Source organism: Caballeronia sp. LZ043, assembly GCF_031451075.1.
In the GTDB taxonomy this organism is placed as follows: Bacteria; Pseudomonadota; Gammaproteobacteria; order Burkholderiales; family Burkholderiaceae; genus Caballeronia.
The window spans coordinates 627,196-644,573 of the sequence record NZ_JARUXT010000003.1 but is presented as its reverse complement, the minus strand read 5'-3'; the positions used below and the strand labels follow the sequence as shown (position 1 = coordinate 644,573).

Genomic DNA, 17,378 nt, shown 5'->3' with positions numbered 1-17,378 from the left:
TGTTATAATCCTTTCAACGAACGACCAAAATCTAACACTCTCCGTGCGATAGCCGCCCGCCTCACTGCGCCCTGTCGCGCCGCCCCGATGGCCAAAAACGACCGCTTGCGCACCCTCTCCGGCGCGCTTGTAAAACAAAATGTGATGCGTCTGCGCGATGCGGCCGCGTTGCTCGGCGTCTCGGAAATGACGGTACGCCGCGACATCGCGGCCCATCCGCATCAGTTCACTTATCTCGGCGGCTATATTGTCAGCGCGGCCGACGTGCCGAACGCGGGCTACACCATCGAGGAAGAAAAAGATCACTTCGCGCAAGCCAAGGCAATCGCATCGAACCATGCGGCGCGGCTGCTGGTCGACAGCGAAACCATCTTCATCGACTGCGGCACGACCCTGACCACACTTGCACGGCAGATCCCGATGGAGATGCATCTCACGGTGGTGTGTTATTCGTTGAACGTCGCAGAAATCCTGCGGCGCAAGCCCAACGTGCGCATGATCCTGCTCGGCGGCGTCTATGTGCCTTCGTCGGAATCGTTCGCGAGCGACGAAAGCGTCGAAACCTTGCGGCGCATGGGCATCAACAAGGCGTTCATGTCGGCGGGCGGGGTCGATGAAGCGCGCGGCGTGACCTGCTGGAATTTCCACGAAGTGGCCATCAAGCAGGCAGCCATGGCGAGCGCGGTCGAGCGGCATCTTGTCGTCGATGCGAGCAAGTTCGGCAAGGTCAAGGCCGTGCGCTTCTCGCAGCTTTCGGAGTTCAATTCAGTCATCACGGAAGAAGGGCAGACGCAGCGCGCGCGTACCTGACCCCGGTTTCCGGTTAGAAGCCGAAAGCGACGTTCCGCTTTTAATTGGAAAGCCGCATTCCGCTAAAAAAAATCGAAAAGGTTCGTTCAGTTTTTGAACGAGCCTTTTTCATTTCGGATTTCAAAGTCCGTCGCTCAACGCCAGCCGTGAAAAGATCCCCAGAGGCCTGCAGACCTACTGCCTGCGCCCCAGCGCAAACAACGTCCCCGCCACCAGAATGAACGCGCCGATGATCACCTTCTGCCACGTGCTCGGCACGCCGATCAGAATCAGCACGCTATTGATGAGCGTCACCAGCACCACGCCGAGCAGCGTGCCTGCCACCGTACCCGTGCCCCCGGTAATGCGCGCACCGCCCAGGATCACCGCGGCGATCACATCCAGTTCCGTGCCGACGAGATCGAACGGGTTCGCGAGGCGGTTGGTCGAAACGTGGAGAATGCCCGCCACGCCCGCCAGCAGACCCGTATAGCCGAACACGAACAGATGGATCGCACGGAGGTTGTAGCCGAGCCGTTCCGCGATGGCGAGCGAGCCGCCCATTGCATACACACCCCGGCCCATCATCGTCCGGTTCAGCAGCCACCACGTGACTACCGCGGCAATCACCAGCGCCAGCACTGAAACCGGCAGCACGGCGCGCAGGCCATCGGACGTGTGATAGAAGAAAAGCGGCAGACGCCCGAAGGTATCCATGCTGTGCGGAATGTTCATGAAGAACTGCGTGCCAACGAAAGTCAGCAACAAGCCGCGAAACAGATATTGCGTACCGATGGTCACGATCAGCGACGGCGCCTTCAGCCGGTGCACGAGCATGCCATTGACGATGCCAAGGATCACGCCGCCAATGGCGCCCGCCAGCAGGATCAGCGCGAATGGACAATCGGGCCACCAGGCGAACACGGCCTTGGTGATCGAATACATCGTGAGCGCTGCAATCGCCGTAAACGACACGTCTATGCCGCCCGAGGCCAGCACCACCAGCGTTCCGAGCGCGAAGAGCGAAACGGTGGTGGCGGAATGCAGCATGTCGAACAGCGTCGCGAACTGGAAGAAGCGCGGGTTGAGGCCGCCCACGACCAGACACGTCACTACGATCAGCCCGACTGTGAACCACTCTGGATTGCGCATCAGCTGCGCGTAAAGATTGCCCTTGCGCACACGCGGTGCGACTTCGGCCACGTGCTGCGGCATCGTCTCGCTCCCCGTGCGGCGGATGGATTCGCTCATGCTCATGCTGCCTCTGATAGTAGCGCGTGGTAGAGACCGGCTTCATCGAGCCGGTCCGCGCGATATTCGCTCGCAATGCGGCCCTTCTTCATCATCAGGATGCGGTCGCAGTTCTGCAGCAATTCCGGCAGGTCGTCGCTGATCAGGATGATGCCGATGCCCTCCTTCGAGAGCCGCTGCATGATGCGATAGATGATGTCCTTCGAGCCCACGTCCACACCCACGGTCGGGCCATGCAGGATCAGCACGCGTGGATCGATGGCCAGCCACCGGCCGATCAGCACGCGCTGCTGGTTGCCGCCTGAAAGCGACTGCACCGGCTTGTCCACATCCGGCGTCGCGATCTGCAGGTCCTTGACCGTGCGCTCCGCGAGTTCCTGCGCGCGCTTGCGGTCGATCTGCCCGAAACGGTCGCGCAGACTCGCGATCATCGCAGTGACGACGTTGTCGCGAATCGGCTTGTCGAGGAACAGGCCCTCGTTGAGACGATCTTCGGGCACATAGCCGATGCGCTGCATCTTCGCGTCGGCGGGAGAGTGCAGGCGCACGCGCATGCCGTCGAGCGTGACGCTGCCGTGATCGGCGGGCGCCACGCCGGCCAGTGCCCGCGCGAGTTCATTGCGGCCCGAATCGAGCAAGCCGGTCACGCCCAGAATTTCGCCTTTGTGCAGCTTGAACGAAACATCCGCGAACTGGCCCTTGCGGCCGAGCGCCTGCACGTCCAGCACCACATGCTGCGCACTGTCTTCGCCTTCCGCGCGATATCGCTCGGTCGAAAGATGCTTGCCCGTCATGAGTTCGCTGATCTGCGCTTTCGTATATTGCTCGATCGGCCCTTGCGCCATTTTCTGGCCGTCGCGCAACACGATCACCTCACCGCCGATCGCATAGCATTCATCCAGCTTGTGGCTCACGAACAGCACGGCCACGCCGTCCGCACGCAGCCGCGCGAGCACGGCAATCAGATTGTCCACTTCCTTCTGCGTGAGCGAAGTGGTCGGCTCGTCCATGATGACGAACTTCGCCTCGCTGGCAATGGCCCGCGCGATGGCAACGAGCTGACGCGTCGCGAGCGGCAATTGTTCGATGAGCGTTTTCTGGAACGCTGCGTCGCCCGGGAGGCCCACTGCTTCGAGCGCGCGCGCCGCGGTTTGCGCGAGCGCGCGGCGGTCGAAGGTACGCGCCAGCTTGCCCTGATGCGTGGCAAGCTCCGCGGTCAGCGCCACGTTCTCCGCGACGCTCATGTTCGGCAGCAACGACAGATCCTGATAGACGGTCTCGATACCCGCCGACAGCGATTCGAGCGGCGAGAGCTTGCTATGACGCGCGCCCTCGATCACGAGTTCGCCTTCGTCCGGCGGCTGCGCGCCCGAGATGATCTTGATGAGCGTGCTCTTGCCGCAGCCGTTCTCGCCCAGCAAGTGATAGATCTGCCCGCGTTCGAACGCGAGGCTCACGCCACGCAGCGCATACACGCCGGTAAAGCGCTTGTGGATGTTGACGACTTCGAGAAGCGGTGTCGTGGTGGTCATGTCTGTCCGGGGCGAGCGGCGCGCTTCCGCAAAAGCGCGCCGCGCACGTCACATCAGAAGTTGTATTGCTTGTAGTTCGTCTTGTCGACATCGACCCAGCCGGTGCCGCGCACGATCACGCCCTTGCCCGGGCCCTTCGTGACCGTTACCTTGTTGTAGCCGGTGATGCCGAGGTCAGCGCCGTTCTGAACTTCCTTGCCCTCGACGAGCATCTGCGCGACCTTGTTCATCGCCAGTCCCGCGAGCTTCGGATCCCAGAACGCGATGCCGTTGACCGCGCCGCTCTCGAGGAACTTCGCGGCTTCCGTCGGCAGGCCCGTGCCGTACACGCAGATCTTGCCGACCTTGCCCGCCTCTTCCACCGCGCGGCCGATGCCGATCACATCCAGCGACGACGATCCCTGGAAGCCCGTCAGGTCCGGATGCTTGCGCAAGACTTCCTTGGCGACCTGATAGGCACGCTCGCCGTCGTTGTTGGTTTCGAGCTTCGGCTCGACGAGATCCATCTTCGGATACTTGGCCTTCGCATTGCCGATGCCGCCATCAGCCCATTGCACCTGCGAACGGCTGCCGAGCGAGCCGACCAGCACCGCCCACTTGCCCTGCTGGCCCATGCACTTTGCGAGCCGTTCGTTCAGGCCCGCACCGTATGCGGTGTTGTCGAAGGCTTCGATGTCGACCATCGTGTTCTTCGCGTTGTCCGCTTCATGCGTCACGACCTTGATGCCGCGGTCCATCGCTTTCTTGAGCGCGGGTTCCAGCGTAGGCGGATCGTAGGGGACCACAGCAATGGCCGTGACCTTCTTCGCAATCAGATCCTCGATGATCTTGAGCTGCTGCGCGGCATCCGCGCGGCCCGGTCCCGTCTGATAGGCGTTGATGTTCGGGTTGTCCTTGCCGAACTCCTTCACGCCTTCGTCCATGCGATTGAACCAGTTGATGCCGGTCACCTTGACGACCGTCACGATGGTCTCGTTGGTCGCGGCCTGCGCCGCCGCGATGGCGCCTGCGGCGAGTGCAACCGCGGTCAGCGCGGTGGCGAGTTTGTTGAGCTTCATTGCGTTGTCTCCTTCAGGTATCGATTGAATTGGCTTCTTTGATATGTCACACGCAACACTAACGTCCGGTCGATGCAGGCGGCGGCACTTTGCTTTTGGGTGCAGCCCCGCCGATGCCGAAGATCGCGCGCACGCGTTCACCGCCTGCGAAGGCGAGCGATGCGAGCAGCAGAAAGCCCCATGCGCAATCGCCGAAAAACTGCGATACGCCGAGCAGGTTGAACAGACTCGACAGGAATTGCAGCACGGTCGCCGCAAGGAACACACAGACGATGCGCCCATAACCGCCCGCCGGATTCACGCCGCCCATCACGGCGATCAGGATCGCGATCAGCAGATATGAGTTGCCGTAATCCCACTTGGCGCTGGACGTATGCGTCGCGCTGATCAGTCCCGCAAGCGAAGCGAGGACGCCGCACAATCCATACGTGACGATCAGCATGCGCGCGCGCGGAATGCCCGCATAGAACGCGGCTTTCGGGTTCGTGCCCATCAGGTACAGACGCAGGCCGAAAGGCGTGCGCTTCAGGACCCAGCCGAGCACCAGCACGGCCGCGATGAAGATCCACAGCGCGATGGGCACTTGCAGGAAGGTGCCGTTGCCGATATTCGACAACGGATCGACGTATTCGACCCGCACCGATGCCCCGTTGCTCAGCACCACCGCAATGCCCGTGAACAGCAGTTGCGTGCCGAGCGTGCAGAGAATCGGCGTGAGCCTGAGCTTTGCGATTACCACGCCGTTCAACAGGCCGCCGAGCAAGCCCATGATCACGACGATGCATACGAACACGCCGGTATAGAGCGCGGGGGAATCATCGGCGGAGACCATGTGCGGCAGCAACAGCGCCGCGACCATGCCCGAGAGATTCGCGAGTCCCACGCCCGACAGGTCGATGCCGCCGTTGCCCGAGACCATCGAGAGCATGATGCCGAGCGCGAGCAGGCCGAGCTCGGGCAGTTGTCCGCCCATCGACTGAAGATTGTCGATGTCGAGAAACTGACCGTGCGACATCGCTGTGGCCACCAGCACCACCAGGATGTTCACGCCGATCAGGAAATTGAACTGGCGGTCAGCGAGCCACTTCGCACCTTTCATTGCGTGACGCTCCTTTGCTCGAGCACCCCGGTGATTTCGTCGAGACGCGGCATCGATGGCGCCGTGCCCGGCCGCGTGACCGAAAGGCTCGCAAGCGCGCAACCGAAACGCACTGCATCGAGCGGACTGTCGCCGCGTGCGAGCGCTGCCGCGAAGCCGCCGGTGAAGCCATCGCCCGCGCCCGCTGTTTCCACCACGCGGCCACAGTTGAAGGCCGGCACGAGCGTCGATTCCTGCGCCGTATGCAGCAGCGCGCCCGCTTCACCCAGCGTCACAATCACGGCACGCGCGCCCTTGTCGAGCAGCACGTCGGCGGCACGCCGCGCGTCATCGACCGACGTGATTTCGACGCCCGTCAATGCCGCCGCTTCGGTCTCGTTCGGCGTGATGTAGTCGCACAGCGGATAGATGTCGTCGGTCAGCGGCAGCGCCGGGGCCGGGTTGAACACGGTGATCACGCCATGCTTGCGCGCGAGTTCCAGCCCGCGTCGTGCGGCCGGAATCGGCTGTTCCAGTTGCGTGACGAACACGCCCGCGCCCGCGATGTCTGCTTCGATAGCTTCCACGTCCTCGGGCACGAGCGTGCCCGCAGCGCCCGCTGCCACGATGATCGCGTTGCCGCCGGTGTTTTCATCGACGTAGATGTGCGCGGCGCCCGTGGCGGCATCCTGCATGACCGTGGCCCGCGACGTGATGCCTTCGGCGGCCCAGGTGGCCTGCGCGATGTCACCGAATGCATCCGCGCCGATGCGCGTGCAGAAGATCACGTCCGCACCCGCGCGCGCGGCGGCCACCGCCTGATTCGAGCCCTTGCCGCCGGGCCCCATCTTGAACGCGGAGCCCGCGACGGTCTCGCCGAGCAAGGGCATGCGCTGTGCACGAAACGCGAGGTCCGTCACGTAGATGCCGAGAATGACGACGCTCTTCATCGCGCGCCTCCGTTCGAAGCTTCGGGTACATCGGGTGCAAGCAGCACGCCCTTCTTGAAGATGAAGCAGCCATAACCGCGCGCTTCGCCCGTCGCGATCACACAAAAAGCCTGTCTGGCACGTTCATAAAAAGCGAAACGCTCGACGGCTGCGAACGGCAACGCACGGCCTTCGGCGTCGTCCACTTCGCGTTGTGCCTCGCGCTGTACGGCCGGAAGCGTGGCGGCGTCGCCGACCACTTCCATGCGGCCCGCGGGGTCATCGACAAAAGTATCGAGCGGCAATACCGACAGCACCGCGCGCACCGCACGCGGCGCACTCGCGCCGTCCATGCGCAGTACGCGTCCGAGCGCGGTCTTGCGCGCAACGGAATCGGCGGGAAAATGAGCGTCGCAGATCACCACTTCGTCGCCGTGACCCATCGCGGCGAGCGCGTGCAGGATATCGGCGTTCAAGAGCGGATCGATGTTCTTCAGCACAGCGTCTCCTCCATGCATGGGCGCGTCTCCTGTCTTGTCGAGATCTGCGCCCGGTCAATTCCTTGATCAGTCTCCGTATGGCACCCAGATGTTCTTCACTTGCACGGCCTGGCGCAGGAACGGCAGGCCTTCGCTTGCAGCATCGTGCCAGTCGAACACACGGCCCTGATCGACGAAGGTGCGCTTCAGGTTGCCCACCGATTCACGCTCGGCAAGCGCCGAGAGCGCGGCGCCATGAAAGCACCAGAGCGCATCGACGTCATCATGCTGCGCGAGCGTCTGCGCCAGCGAGCGCGCATCGCCGGTGACGATGTTGAGCGCGCCGCCCGGCACATCCGAAGTCTCGACGACCTGATAGAAGTCCGTGGCCATCAGCGGACACGTCTCACTGGGCACCGCCACCACGCGATTGCCGAGTGCCAGCGCGGGCGCGACGAGCGACACGAAGCCCAGCAAAGGCGCCTCGTCCGGACACACCACGCCGATCACGCCCATCGCTTCATGCATTGCCAGCGCCACGCCATGCAGCGGCGGCGCATGCACCGCGCCGTCGAACTTGTCGGTCCATGCGGCGTACGTGAAGAAGCGCGTGATCGATGCTTCCACTTCGCGCTTCGCATCCCGTTCGCTGGCGCCGGCGCGCTGCACCAGTTGCCGTGCGAATTCATCGGCGCGCGCGCTCAGGTTCTCCGCGAGGTAGTACAGCACTTGCGCGCGATTGTGCGCGCTCGCCGACGTCCACTTGGTCATGCCGCGCGCGGCCGCCACGGCGTTGCGAATGTCCTTGCGATTGCCCTCGCCCACTTCGCCGACGATATCGCCCGAAGGCGCGCGCACGAGGCGCGAATAGCCGCTGTCCGGACGCGCCTGCTTGCCGCCGATGAAGAGCTTCGCCGTGCGATCGAGCGCGCTGACGTTGCCCGCATCGGTCAATGAATCCGGCTCGGCCGGCGCGGCCTTGCCTTCGCTGCGTAACGGGAGCTTCGCCCAGGCGCGCGGCTTCAGATATTCGTAGATGCCCTCGCGTCCGCCCTCGCGGCCGAAGCCCGACTCGCGATAGCCGCCGAAGCCCACGGCCGCGTCGAAGAGGTTGGTCGCGTTGATCCACACGACGCCGCATTGCAGGCGCGGCGCGACATCCAGCGCGCGGCTGATGTTCTCGCTCCACACGCTCGCGGCAAGCCCGTAGCGCGTGTTGTTTGCGAGTGCGACGGCTTCTTCCGGCGTGCGGAAGCTCATCGTCACGAGGACGGGACCGAAAATTTCTTCCTGTGCGAGCGTCGAGGCAGGCGAGACCTTGGTAACCAGCGTCGGCGGAAAGAACGCGCCGCCTTCCGGCACGCCGACACGCGTCGACTGATGGATCTCGCAGCCTTCGCTCGCACCCTGCGCGACCAGTGCGCGGATGCGTTCGAGCTGGATGTCGTCGACGACCGCGCCCATGTCGATGCCCTTGTCCAGCGACGGCCCAACGCGCAGCGTGTCCATGCGGCGCTTGAGCTTCTCGACGAAGAGCGCCTCGATGCCTTCCTGCACGAGCAGGCGCGAACCGGCGCAGCACACTTGTCCCTGATTGAACCAGATGGCATCGACGACGCCTTCGACGGCGCTGTCGAGGTCGGCGTCATCGAAGACGATGAATGGCGACTTGCCGCCGAGTTCGAGCGTCAGGGACTTGCCCGAGCCCGCCGTGCTCGCGCGAATCAGGCGGCCCACTTCGGTCGATCCGGTGAACGCGATCTTCGCGACCCGCTGATGTTCGACGAGCGCGGCGCCGGTGCGGCCGTCGCCGGTGACGACATTGAGCACGCCCTTCGGCAAGCCCGCGCGGTGCGCGAGTTCGGCGAACAACAACGCGGTGAGCGAGGTGAACTCGGCCGGCTTCAGGACGACCGTGTTGCCGAGCGCGAGCGCGGGTGCGATCTTCCATGCCAGCATCAGCAGCGGAAAATTCCACGGCACGATCTGGCCGACCACGCCGAGCGGCGCCCAGTCCGGGAACTCCTTGTCCTGCAACTGGGCCCATCCCGCATGATGCAGAAAATGCCTTGCTACAAGGGGGATATCGATGTCGCGGGACTCGCGGATCGGCTTGCCGTTATCGAGCGATTCGAGCACCGCAAAGAGGCGCGCATGCCGCTGCACCATGCGCGAAAGCGCATACAGATGACGCGCGCGCCCGGCGCCGCCGATGGCCTGCCAGCCTTCGAGCGCCGCATGCGCGGCCTGTACGGCGGCATCGATATCGGCCTGCTCGCCCTGCGCGACCGATGCGAGCACGTGGCCCGTGGCGGGTTCGCGTGAATCGAAACGCTCGGCGGCATCGCTGTCGCGCCAGGCGCCGTTGATGAAGTGACCGAAGCGCCCTTCATGTTGATCGAGCCAGGCGCGCGCGGCGCGATCGTCTTCCGGTGCGGGTCCGTAGTCCATCGAGGAGAAATAGTCGGCAACGCTCATGAGGCTTGGAATGTGAAGTCGTGCAGATCAGGCGACGGGATGACGATTGAACGCCGAATAGCGTCCGCTCACGTGATGTTCGAGCTGGCGTTCGATATCGGCCAGCAGACTCGATGCGCCGATGCGGAACAGGTCGGGTTCGAGCCACTCGCGTCCGAGTTCTTCTTTCATCAGGATCTGATACTCGAGCACCGACTTGGCCGTCGAGACGCCGCCCGCCGGCTTGAAGCCGATCAGGACGCCGGTGCGCGCCAGATAGTCGCGGATCATGCGCACCATGACGAGCGACACGTCGAGCGTGGCGTTCACGCCTTCCTTGCCCGTCGAGGTCTTGATGAAGTCGGCGCCGGCCATCATGCAGATCATGGACGCCTTGGCGACATTCGAGAGCGTGCGGATGTCGCCCGTTGCGAGAATTGCCTTGACGTGCGCCGGGCCGCAGGCGGCGCGGAAGTCGCGCATCTCGTCGTAGAGCGCCTTCCAGTTTCCTGTCAGAACGTGCTCGCGCGTGACGACGATATCGATCTCCGCTGCGCCGTCGGCGACCGAAGCCTCGATCTCGCGCAGCTTCAATTCATGCGGATTGAGGCCGGCGGGAAAACCGGTCGACACCGCGGCCACCGGAATGCCGCTGCCTTGCAGCGCGTCCACGGCGGTCTTCACATAGCGGTGATAGACACAGACGGCGCCGGTCGTGATCGACGCAGGCGGCATGCCGAGCGCGTCGAGCAGGTCGTCGCGCAACGGCCGGCGCGCCTTCGCGCACAGGCGTTCAACGCGGCCGTGGGTGTCGTCGCCGTTGAGCGTCGTCAGGTCGATGCAGGTGATGGCCTTCAGCAGCCAGGCCGCCTGCGCGTCCTTCTTGACCGCGCGCCGCGTACCGAGGGTGGACGCGCGGCGGGACACCGCTGACTGATTGACGCGCAGCCCGTCCAGCCACGCCAGGTCGAACGGCACGCCGGGATTGCGTGTGCCAGCGTGGTCCTGAACCTTTCCAGGCCACGCGACGATGGACTTCGATGCAGTTTCCAGCATGAGATCGGTGTGCTGGCGTCTTGTGCGACGCACAACATGTTTTGATAGATTGATCTCAGTTTATATCAACTTTGTTACGATCGTAACATAGGGAAAGTTCGGAGGCGCTTCAGTCGATTAGGCGTGCCGTGGTGCCGATGCAGAAAAAATCAGGCTGCGATTCCGTTTTTTTGTGCAACGCGCGGTTTCGCCAGGCCGAGATGATCGCGCAGGGTGGTACCTTCGTACTCGCTGCGGAACAGTCCGCGTCGTCGCAGTTCCGGCAACACCCCTTCGATGAAATCGTGCAGGGAACCTGGCAGCAGCGCCGGCATGACGTTGAAGCCATCGGCGCCGAAATGCTGAAAGCGCTGTTCCAGTTCGTCGGCAATCTGCGCGGCGGTCCCGACGAGTTGCCAATGTCCGCGCGCCCCCGCAATACGGCGATAGAGTTCGCGAATCGTCAGATTCTCGCGGCGCGCAAGTTCGATCATCAGGGACTGACGGCTCTTGCTGGCATTGGTTTCAGGCAACTCGGGGATGGGACCGTCGAGGGGGAACGACGAGAGATCGACACCGCCCGTCAGCGTGGAGACCATCGCGAGGCCGACGACAGGATCGATGAGCGCCTGCAGTTCCTCGAACTTCTCTTGCGCTTCCGCTTCCGTGCGCCCGACGATCGGCATGACGCCCGGCATGATCCTGAGCGAATCCGGATGCCGGCCATAGTGCGCCATGCGGCCCTTCACGTCCGCATAGAACGCGACCGCATCTTCGAGTGTCTGCTGCGCCGTGAAAACGACCTCGGCCGTGCGCGCCGCCAGCGTCCTGCCCGCCTCCGACGATCCCGCCTGCACGAGCACCGGATGTCCCTGCGGCGCGCGCGCGACGTTCAAGGGTCCACGCACCTTGAAGAACGCGCCGCGATGATTCAACACGCGGCGCTTCGCAGGATCGAAGAAGATGCCGGAGGCCTTGTCGCGTGGGAAGGCATCCTCGTCCCAGGTGTCCCACAGCCCCGCGACGACGTCCGCGAATTCCGCGGCGCGTTCGTAACGGTGCGCATGCTGCAAGTGTTCGTCATGACCGAAATTGCGCGCTTCATGTTCGCTCGACGACGTCACGAGATTCCATCCGGCACGCCCGCCGCTGATGTGATCGAGCGACGCGAACTTGCGTGCGATGTGATACGGCTCGTTGAACGACGTCGACGCGGTGCCGACCAGCCCGATGCGTTGCGTCACGGCTGCCAGCGCCGAAAGCAGCGTAAGTGGCTCGAACTGGGCTACGTAGCTGTGCGCCGTGCGGCTGAGGAACGGTGCGTCGTCGCCCCGCGTGCCGGAGCCATCGGCGAGAAACACGAGATCGAATTTCGCGGCCTCGGCCGCCTGCGCAAGTTGCGCGTAGTGCGCGAAGTTGCTGCCTGCGTCGGCCACCGCCCGAGGGTGGCGCCATGCCGCGATGTGATGACCGGTGGGATAGAGGAATGCGCCAAGATGCAGATGCCCGCTTCGTCGAGTCATGCTGGGATCGTCCTTCGCTTGAGAACTTGCTTGAGAGCCGGATGGATCGGAACGGCGGCCCTGACGGCAGGCCGCGTCACGCTCCCCGATTCTCAAGCCCGGCAAAGGGCCTTCAAACGAAGCAAAACTGCATAGCTCAGCGCGCGGCGCCTGAAATGCATTGCACGCCGCGCCGAAATCAATGCTCCCGCAACTGCGCAAGCGACGCGCGCTGCTTGCCGTCTGCGTCGAAGTTATCGTCCGCCAGCCAGCGTTCGAAACCACGGCGCACGCGCGGCCAGTCACGGTCGATGATCGCGTACCACGCGGTATCGCGATTGCGGCCGCGATAGACAATCGCTTGCCTGAAGATACCTTCGAATTCGAAGCCCAGCCGCAGCGCGGTCTTGCGCGAAGGCGCGTTCAGGCTGTCGCACTTCCATTCATAGCGGCGGTAGCCGAGGTCATCGAAGGCATAACGCATCAGCAGATATTGCGCTTCGGTCGAGATGCGCGTCTGCTTGAGCAGCGGCGAAAAGGTCACGCTGCCCACTTCGATGACACCATGCACAGGCTCGATGCGCATCAGCGCGAGTGTGCCGACCGCCTTGCCGCTCGAAAGATCGATGACGCTGTAGTGCAGCGGATCGGTGGAGGCCGCGGCCTTCGTCAGATAGTCGCGAAAGGCGTCGGCATCCGTGAAAGGCCCCGCAAACAGATAGGTCCAGTCGCGTCCGTCCTGTGCGCGGCCATAGGCGTCGAGGAGATCGGCGCCGTGACGGTCCACGTCGAGCGGCTCGAGACGGCAATGCTTCCCTTCAATGACGATGCGGGCCGGCCGCTCGCGCGGGGTCCAGTCATTCACCGCATCGCCGATGGGCTGCTGATGTTCGTTGGTTCTCGTCATACGTCGGGCGCTCCTGGCCGTGAAAGGGTCTCGATACGCTACGGTACCGCAAACCCCGCCATGGACCTAGCGCCCGCCGGGTTCAGGCATCGCCCGGCCAGCCGCCGAAATGCGCGATTTTTTCGAGCGGCAGGCGGGCACGCGGCGCGGCTTCGCGCTCCGCAAGCTGGGCGGGAAGCGCCTGGGCGTCACCGTGATGCGCGATCGAAATCATGCTGAGCGGCACGTAGCGCTCGGGAATATCGAAGGCCTGTTGAAAGGCCGGAGCATCGAAACCGCTCATCGGGTGCGCCGCGAGTCGAAGCGCATGGGCCTGCAGCAACAGCGCCATGGCGGCGGCGCCGGCGTCGTAGCTCGCAGTCGCGTTCACAGTGCCCTTGGAAGTCAGCGTATCTGCCAGCACGGCGATCAACACCTGAGCCGGCGCATTCCACGTCTGGTTGAACGGAATGAGCGTGGTGAACGCGCGCGCAAAGGCGTTCGGATCCACCGCTTTCTCGAACACGACGAAGCGCCAGGGCTGCGCATTGAACGCCGAGGGCGCCCAGCGCGCCGCTTCGAGGAGCGCGAGAACCTGCTCATGGGCGACAGCCTTGTCGGAATAGGCGCGCGGACTCCAGCGTTCGGCAAGCAGGGAATGGATGGGAAGGTCGGTTTGTGCGGGTCGATCCGTCATGGCCTGTAAATGAGAAAGTTACGTTAAAAAATTCAAGCGCCCTGCCCGAAATTTTGCATTGCCCAAGCAAAGCGTCTCAAGTAGATAAAAAACGGAATGAAACGTTCGATGCATAACCTTAGCGAAAATCATGCGTTCCTGTGCGAGGAGCCACTGGTTATCATGAATGATCCGCGGGACTGTCATGCGCTGCGTGGCGGACCGCCCGTTCATCTGGAGCATCGATCTTGACTCGACAACACTCAGCGCGCCGCCCGTTCGTGGTTGGAATCGGCGGCACGACACGTCCGGCTTCGTCCACGGAGCGCGCGCTCGCCTTGTCATTGAAGGGCGCACAGGAAGCCGGCGCGCGCGTGCAACTGTTCGGCGGCGCCTTCCTGCATGGCCTGCCGCACTACTCGCCGGAAACACGCCAGCTCACCGACGAGCAGCATGAACTGATCGAGGCTGTCCGCAGCGCCGACGCCCTCGTCATCGCCACACCCGGCTATCACGGCGGCGTCTCGGGGCTGGTGAAGAATGCACTCGACACCCTCGAGGAATTGCGCAGCGATGAACGTCCGTATCTCGACGGCCGCGCCGTCGGCTGCATCGTCACAGCGTATGGATGGCAGGCCGCGGGCACGGTGCTGACCTCGCTGCGTTCCATCGTCCATGCGTTGCGCGGCTGGCCCACGCCCTTTGGTGCCACCGTCAATACGCTAGAAACGCGCTTCGACACGGCGGATACGTGCTCGGACCCGAAAGTGGTCGAGCAGTTGCGCACCGTGGGCCGACAGGCAGCGAGCTTCGCGCTGGCCTTCGGCGCACATGACAGCGATGCGTATCACGCGGTGGAACGCGAAGCGAGCATCGTGCAAGGCTGACTCAGGCGAGTCGAGACAGCCTCCTGTCTCGACTCGTCATCACGTCCGGCGCAATACGCGCGACAGCACCGCTTCCTCCAGTTCGGCAAACCGTTCGGCCGTGCGACTGCGCGGCCGCGACAGGGCCACTTCCGTATCCAGCGTGATGTGCCCCTCTTCGATCAACACGACCCGGTCTCCCAGCGACACCGCCTCCTGCACGTCATGCGTCACCAGCAACGCGGTGAAGCCATGTTCACGCCACAGCCGCTCGATCAGGTCTTGCATCTCGATGCGCGTCAACGCGTCCAGCGCGCCGAGCGGTTCGTCGAGCAACAGCAGATCCGGCCGATGCAACAGCGCCCGCGCAAGCGCCACCCGTTGCTTCTGTCCGCCGGAAAGACGCGAGGGCCAGTCACGTTCGCGTCCGCTCAAACCCACTTCGGCGAGCGTCGCGCGGGCGTCCTCGCGTGCGCTGCGCGGCAGGCCGAGCATCACGTTGTCGAGCACGCTTTTCCACGGTAATAGCCGCGCGTCCTGAAACATGATGCGGATGCCGAGCGTGTCGCCGGGCGTCGCGGCGTGGCGTTGCACGTCGCCAGTCGAGCTGTCTTCCAGTCCCGCGATCAGACGCAGCAACGTGGACTTGCCGCAACCGCTGCGCCCGACGATCGAGACGAAGCTGCCTCGTTCGATCGACAGGTCCAGGTCATGCAGTACCCGCCGTTCGCCGAAGTGCTTGCCTACGCCGCGCAGGGCGACCGCAATGTCGCGCCCGACCGGCAGCCGCGCAACCGGCGACATCCGCGTCGGCGTTCGCCCGAGCGGGTCAGCTTGCCGACTGGCGGCCGGTTTCACTGAACTCATGATCGCACCTCGTTCTGCCAGGACGGATGCCAGCGCAGCGTCGCGCGCTCGATCAGGCGAGCCGCCATGTCCGCCAGCTTGCCGAGCAGCGCATACAGCAGGATGCCGACCAGCACGACATCGGTTTGCAGGAACTCGCGCGCGTTCATCGTCATGTAGCCGATGCCCGATTGCGCCGAGATGGTCTCCGCGACAATCAGCATGACCCACATGAGTCCCAGCGCGAAGCGCACGCCGACGAGAATCGAAGGCAATGCGCCCGGCAGGATCACATGCCAGTACAGCGCGCCGCCGGAGAGCCCGTAACTCTTCGCCATTTCGATCAGATCACGATCCACCGAGCGGATGCCGTGATACGTGTTGACGTAGACCGGAAAGAACACGCCCAGCGCAACGAGCACGAGCTTGGCTTCCTCGCCGATGCCGAACCACAGGATCAGCAGAGGAATCAACGCGAGCGCGGGAATGTTGCGGATCATCTGCACGGTCGAGTCGAGCGCGATCTCCGCAGGTCTGCTGAGACCGGTTGCCAGCCCGAGCACGAAGCCAGCCGAGCCGCCCATCGCAAAACCGGCGAGCGCCCGCCATGCACTGACCTTGACGTTGGCCCACAGATCGCCGGACAGGATCAGGGTCCATGCCGCCTTCACGACCGCTAGCGGTTCGGGCAACACGCGCACCGACAGCCCGCCGCTGCGTGCCGCGCCTTCCCAGGCAATCAGGATCAGCACGGGCACGGCCCATGGCAACAGATGCCGGGTGATGTTTTTTCCGATTTTCATCGCGCGTTCAGCCCTGCGCCGCACGCGGCAGTTCCGAGGTGCCGATCACTTCGCCGAAGGGCCCCGACAACGGACCCGTGGGCGTGGCCTTCTGGCCGCGCGGCAGCAGCGGGAACACGAGTTCGGCGAAACGATATGACTCTTCGAGATGCGGATAACCGGACAGAATAAAAGTGTCGATGCCGAGTTCCGAATATTGCTTCATCAATCTGGCGACTTGTTCCGGATTTCCGACGAGCGCCGTGCCCGCGCCCCCTCGCACCAGGCCCACGCCCGCCCACAGGTGCGGATACACCTCGAGCGCTTCGCGGTTGCCGCCGTGCAGCGCGGCCATGCGCCGCTGGCCTTCCGAGTCCATCTTTGCGAACGAAGCCTGCGCACGGCGGATGGTTTCATCGTCGAGCTTGCTGATCAGGCGGTCCGCGTCTGCCCGCGCCTCCTGCTCCGTCTCGCGGACGATCACGTGCAGCCGGATGCCGAACTTGATGTCGCGGCCTGCTGCGGCGGCGCGGCGGCGAATGTCGGTGATTTTTTTCCCGACTTCGGCAGGCGGCTCGCCCCATGTCAGATAGGTATCGACATGCTTTGCGGCGATCTCGTGCGCGGCCGGCGAGGACCCGCCGAACCACAGCGGCGGATGTGCCTTCTGCACCGGCGGATACAGCACCTTGCCGCCCTGCGAGCGCAGATGCTTGCCTTCGAAGTCGAAGCTGCCGTTCTCGTGCGCGCTTTCCAGAAGGCCGCGCCAGATGCTCAGGAATTCATCGGTGAGTTCGTAGCGGGTATCGTGGTCGTAGAAAACGCCGTCGCCCGCGAGCTCGGACGGGTCGCCGCCCGTGACCACGTTGATCAGCAGGCGGCCGTTGGAGAGCCGGTCGAACGTGGCTGCCATGCGCGCCGACAGGCCCGGCGAACTCAGGCCCGGACGTATCGCGACGAGAAACTTGAGACGCCTCGTCGCCGGAATCAGGCTCGACGCCACCACCCACGCATCCTCGCAGGAACGTCCGGTGGGCAGCAGCACGCCTTCGTAGCCGAGCGTATCGGCGGCGGTTGCGATCTGCCTGAAATAATCGTAGTCCGCCGCGCGCGCGCCTTGCGTGGTGCCGAGATAGCGGCTGTCGCCGTGCGTGGGGATGAACCAGAAAACATTCATTGCGATAAACCTTGCGTAAGCGTCTCGTTTTTAAA

Annotated in this window: 15 protein-coding genes and 1 pseudogene; 2 read left to right on the top strand and 14 right to left on the bottom strand. The window is 63.9% G+C overall.

The features are described from left to right. The first annotated feature begins 87 nt into the window (after positions 1-87). Positions 88-810: a DeoR/GlpR family DNA-binding transcription regulator gene (locus tag QCE64_RS23080; RefSeq protein WP_309933469.1), complete on the top strand. Its 723-nt coding sequence runs from the start codon at positions 88-90 to the stop codon at positions 808-810. Positions 811-984: 174 nt separating this feature from the next. Here the strand turns inward: QCE64_RS23080 and QCE64_RS23075 are convergent, their stop codons facing one another. The 11 genes and pseudogenes from QCE64_RS23075 to QCE64_RS23025 all read right to left on the bottom strand — a co-directional run bounded on the left by QCE64_RS23075 (position 985) and on the right by QCE64_RS23025 (position 13,693). Continuing rightward, positions 985-2,046, bottom strand: coding sequence for an ABC transporter permease (locus QCE64_RS23075; protein ID WP_309923944.1), 1,062 nt, complete (start codon positions 2,044-2,046; stop codon positions 985-987). After that, positions 2,043-3,572, bottom strand: coding sequence for a sugar ABC transporter ATP-binding protein (locus QCE64_RS23070; RefSeq protein ID WP_309933468.1), 1,530 nt, complete (start codon positions 3,570-3,572; stop codon positions 2,043-2,045). Before QCE64_RS23070 ends, QCE64_RS23075 begins: the two co-directional genes overlap by 4 nt. 53 nt (positions 3,573-3,625) lie before the next feature. Then, positions 3,626-4,630 carry a substrate-binding domain-containing protein gene (locus QCE64_RS23065; RefSeq protein WP_309816209.1) on the bottom strand — a complete coding sequence of 335 codons (1,005 nt, stop codon included), beginning with the start codon at positions 4,628-4,630 and terminating at the stop codon, positions 3,626-3,628. Positions 4,631-4,688: 58 nt separating this feature from the next. Further along, positions 4,689-5,729, bottom strand: a complete 1,041-nt coding sequence (locus QCE64_RS23060) for an ABC transporter permease (protein WP_309933465.1) — start codon at positions 5,727-5,729, stop codon at positions 4,689-4,691. Continuing rightward, positions 5,726-6,658, bottom strand: coding sequence for a ribokinase (rbsK, locus tag QCE64_RS23055; protein ID WP_310006438.1), 933 nt, complete (start codon positions 6,656-6,658; stop codon positions 5,726-5,728). The genes QCE64_RS23060 and rbsK overlap by 4 nt, the downstream gene beginning before the upstream one ends. Then, the gene (locus QCE64_RS23050) at positions 6,655-7,137 is read right to left on the bottom strand and encodes an RbsD/FucU family protein (RefSeq protein WP_309934179.1); all 483 of its coding nucleotides are present in this window, start codon (positions 7,135-7,137) and stop codon (positions 6,655-6,657) included. Before QCE64_RS23050 ends, rbsK begins: the two co-directional genes overlap by 4 nt. A gap of 66 nt (positions 7,138-7,203) precedes the next feature. Beyond that, the gene (locus QCE64_RS23045) at positions 7,204-9,594 is read right to left on the bottom strand and encodes an aldehyde dehydrogenase family protein (protein ID WP_309933463.1); all 2,391 of its coding nucleotides are present in this window, start codon (positions 9,592-9,594) and stop codon (positions 7,204-7,206) included. A 27-nt stretch (positions 9,595-9,621) separates the two neighbouring features. Beyond that, positions 9,622-10,629, bottom strand: coding sequence for a deoxyribose-phosphate aldolase (gene deoC / locus QCE64_RS23040; protein WP_309933461.1), 1,008 nt, complete (start codon positions 10,627-10,629; stop codon positions 9,622-9,624). Between the two features lie 149 nt (positions 10,630-10,778). Then, complete coding sequence (locus QCE64_RS23035; RefSeq protein WP_310007332.1) at positions 10,779-12,131, bottom strand: LLM class flavin-dependent oxidoreductase; 1,353 nt, start codon at positions 12,129-12,131, stop codon at positions 10,779-10,781. A gap of 187 nt (positions 12,132-12,318) precedes the next feature. After that, positions 12,319-13,017 (bottom strand): annotated as a pseudogene (locus tag QCE64_RS23030) (GNAT family N-acetyltransferase); the annotation flags it as partial. Positions 13,018-13,099: 82 nt separating this feature from the next. Further along, positions 13,100-13,693 carry a nitroreductase family protein gene (locus QCE64_RS23025; protein ID WP_310006436.1) on the bottom strand — a complete coding sequence of 198 codons (594 nt, stop codon included), beginning with the start codon at positions 13,691-13,693 and terminating at the stop codon, positions 13,100-13,102. A 227-nt stretch (positions 13,694-13,920) separates the two neighbouring features. Here QCE64_RS23025 and QCE64_RS23020 point away from each other — a divergent pair, with 227 nt between their 5' ends. After that, complete coding sequence (locus QCE64_RS23020) at positions 13,921-14,559, top strand: NAD(P)H-dependent oxidoreductase (protein ID WP_309923925.1); 639 nt, start codon at positions 13,921-13,923, stop codon at positions 14,557-14,559. 39 nt (positions 14,560-14,598) lie between these two features. Here the strand turns inward: QCE64_RS23020 and QCE64_RS23015 are convergent, their stop codons facing one another. From QCE64_RS23015 to ssuD, 3 genes are read right to left on the bottom strand one after another with little or no spacing between them, the layout of a single operon-like run. Next, positions 14,599-15,405 carry an ATP-binding cassette domain-containing protein gene (locus tag QCE64_RS23015; RefSeq protein ID WP_404987429.1) on the bottom strand — a complete coding sequence of 269 codons (807 nt, stop codon included), beginning with the start codon at positions 15,403-15,405 and terminating at the stop codon, positions 14,599-14,601. Continuing rightward, positions 15,402-16,187 carry an aliphatic sulfonate ABC transporter permease SsuC gene (gene ssuC / locus QCE64_RS23010; protein ID WP_309933457.1) on the bottom strand — a complete coding sequence of 262 codons (786 nt, stop codon included), beginning with the start codon at positions 16,185-16,187 and terminating at the stop codon, positions 15,402-15,404. The genes QCE64_RS23015 and ssuC overlap by 4 nt, the downstream gene beginning before the upstream one ends. 7 nt (positions 16,188-16,194) lie before the next feature. Continuing rightward, entirely contained in the window at positions 16,195-17,343 is a 1,149-nt protein-coding gene (gene ssuD, locus QCE64_RS23005; protein ID WP_310006433.1) for an FMNH2-dependent alkanesulfonate monooxygenase, read from the bottom strand. Between the last annotated feature and the right edge of the window lie 35 nt (positions 17,344-17,378).

Excerpts from the sequence above, each read along its gene's own strand:
- QCE64_RS23080 (WP_309933469.1), top strand. The coding sequence starts at position 88 with ATGGCCAAAAACGACCGCTTGCGCACCCTCTCCGGCGCGCTTGTAAAA.
- QCE64_RS23075 (WP_309923944.1), bottom strand. The coding sequence starts at position 2,046 with ATGAGCATGAGCGAATCCATCCGCCGCACGGGGAGCGAGACGATGCCG.
- QCE64_RS23070 (WP_309933468.1), bottom strand. The coding sequence starts at position 3,572 with ATGACCACCACGACACCGCTTCTCGAAGTCGTCAACATCCACAAGCGC.
- QCE64_RS23065 (WP_309816209.1), bottom strand. The coding sequence starts at position 4,630 with ATGAAGCTCAACAAACTCGCCACCGCGCTGACCGCGGTTGCACTCGCC.
- QCE64_RS23060 (WP_309933465.1), bottom strand. The coding sequence starts at position 5,729 with ATGAAAGGTGCGAAGTGGCTCGCTGACCGCCAGTTCAATTTCCTGATC.
- rbsK (WP_310006438.1), bottom strand. The coding sequence starts at position 6,658 with ATGAAGAGCGTCGTCATTCTCGGCATCTACGTGACGGACCTCGCGTTT.
- QCE64_RS23045 (WP_309933463.1), bottom strand. The coding sequence starts at position 9,594 with ATGAGCGTTGCCGACTATTTCTCCTCGATGGACTACGGACCCGCACCG.
- deoC (WP_309933461.1), bottom strand. The coding sequence starts at position 10,629 with ATGCTGGAAACTGCATCGAAGTCCATCGTCGCGTGGCCTGGAAAGGTT.
- QCE64_RS23035 (WP_310007332.1), bottom strand. The coding sequence starts at position 12,131 with ATGACTCGACGAAGCGGGCATCTGCATCTTGGCGCATTCCTCTATCCC.
- QCE64_RS23025 (WP_310006436.1), bottom strand. The coding sequence starts at position 13,693 with ATGACGGATCGACCCGCACAAACCGACCTTCCCATCCATTCCCTGCTT.
- QCE64_RS23015 (WP_404987429.1), bottom strand. The coding sequence starts at position 15,405 with ATGAGTTCAGTGAAACCGGCCGCCAGTCGGCAAGCTGACCCGCTCGGG.
- ssuC (WP_309933457.1), bottom strand. The coding sequence starts at position 16,187 with ATGAAAATCGGAAAAAACATCACCCGGCATCTGTTGCCATGGGCCGTG.
- ssuD (WP_310006433.1), bottom strand. The coding sequence starts at position 17,343 with ATGAATGTTTTCTGGTTCATCCCCACGCACGGCGACAGCCGCTATCTC.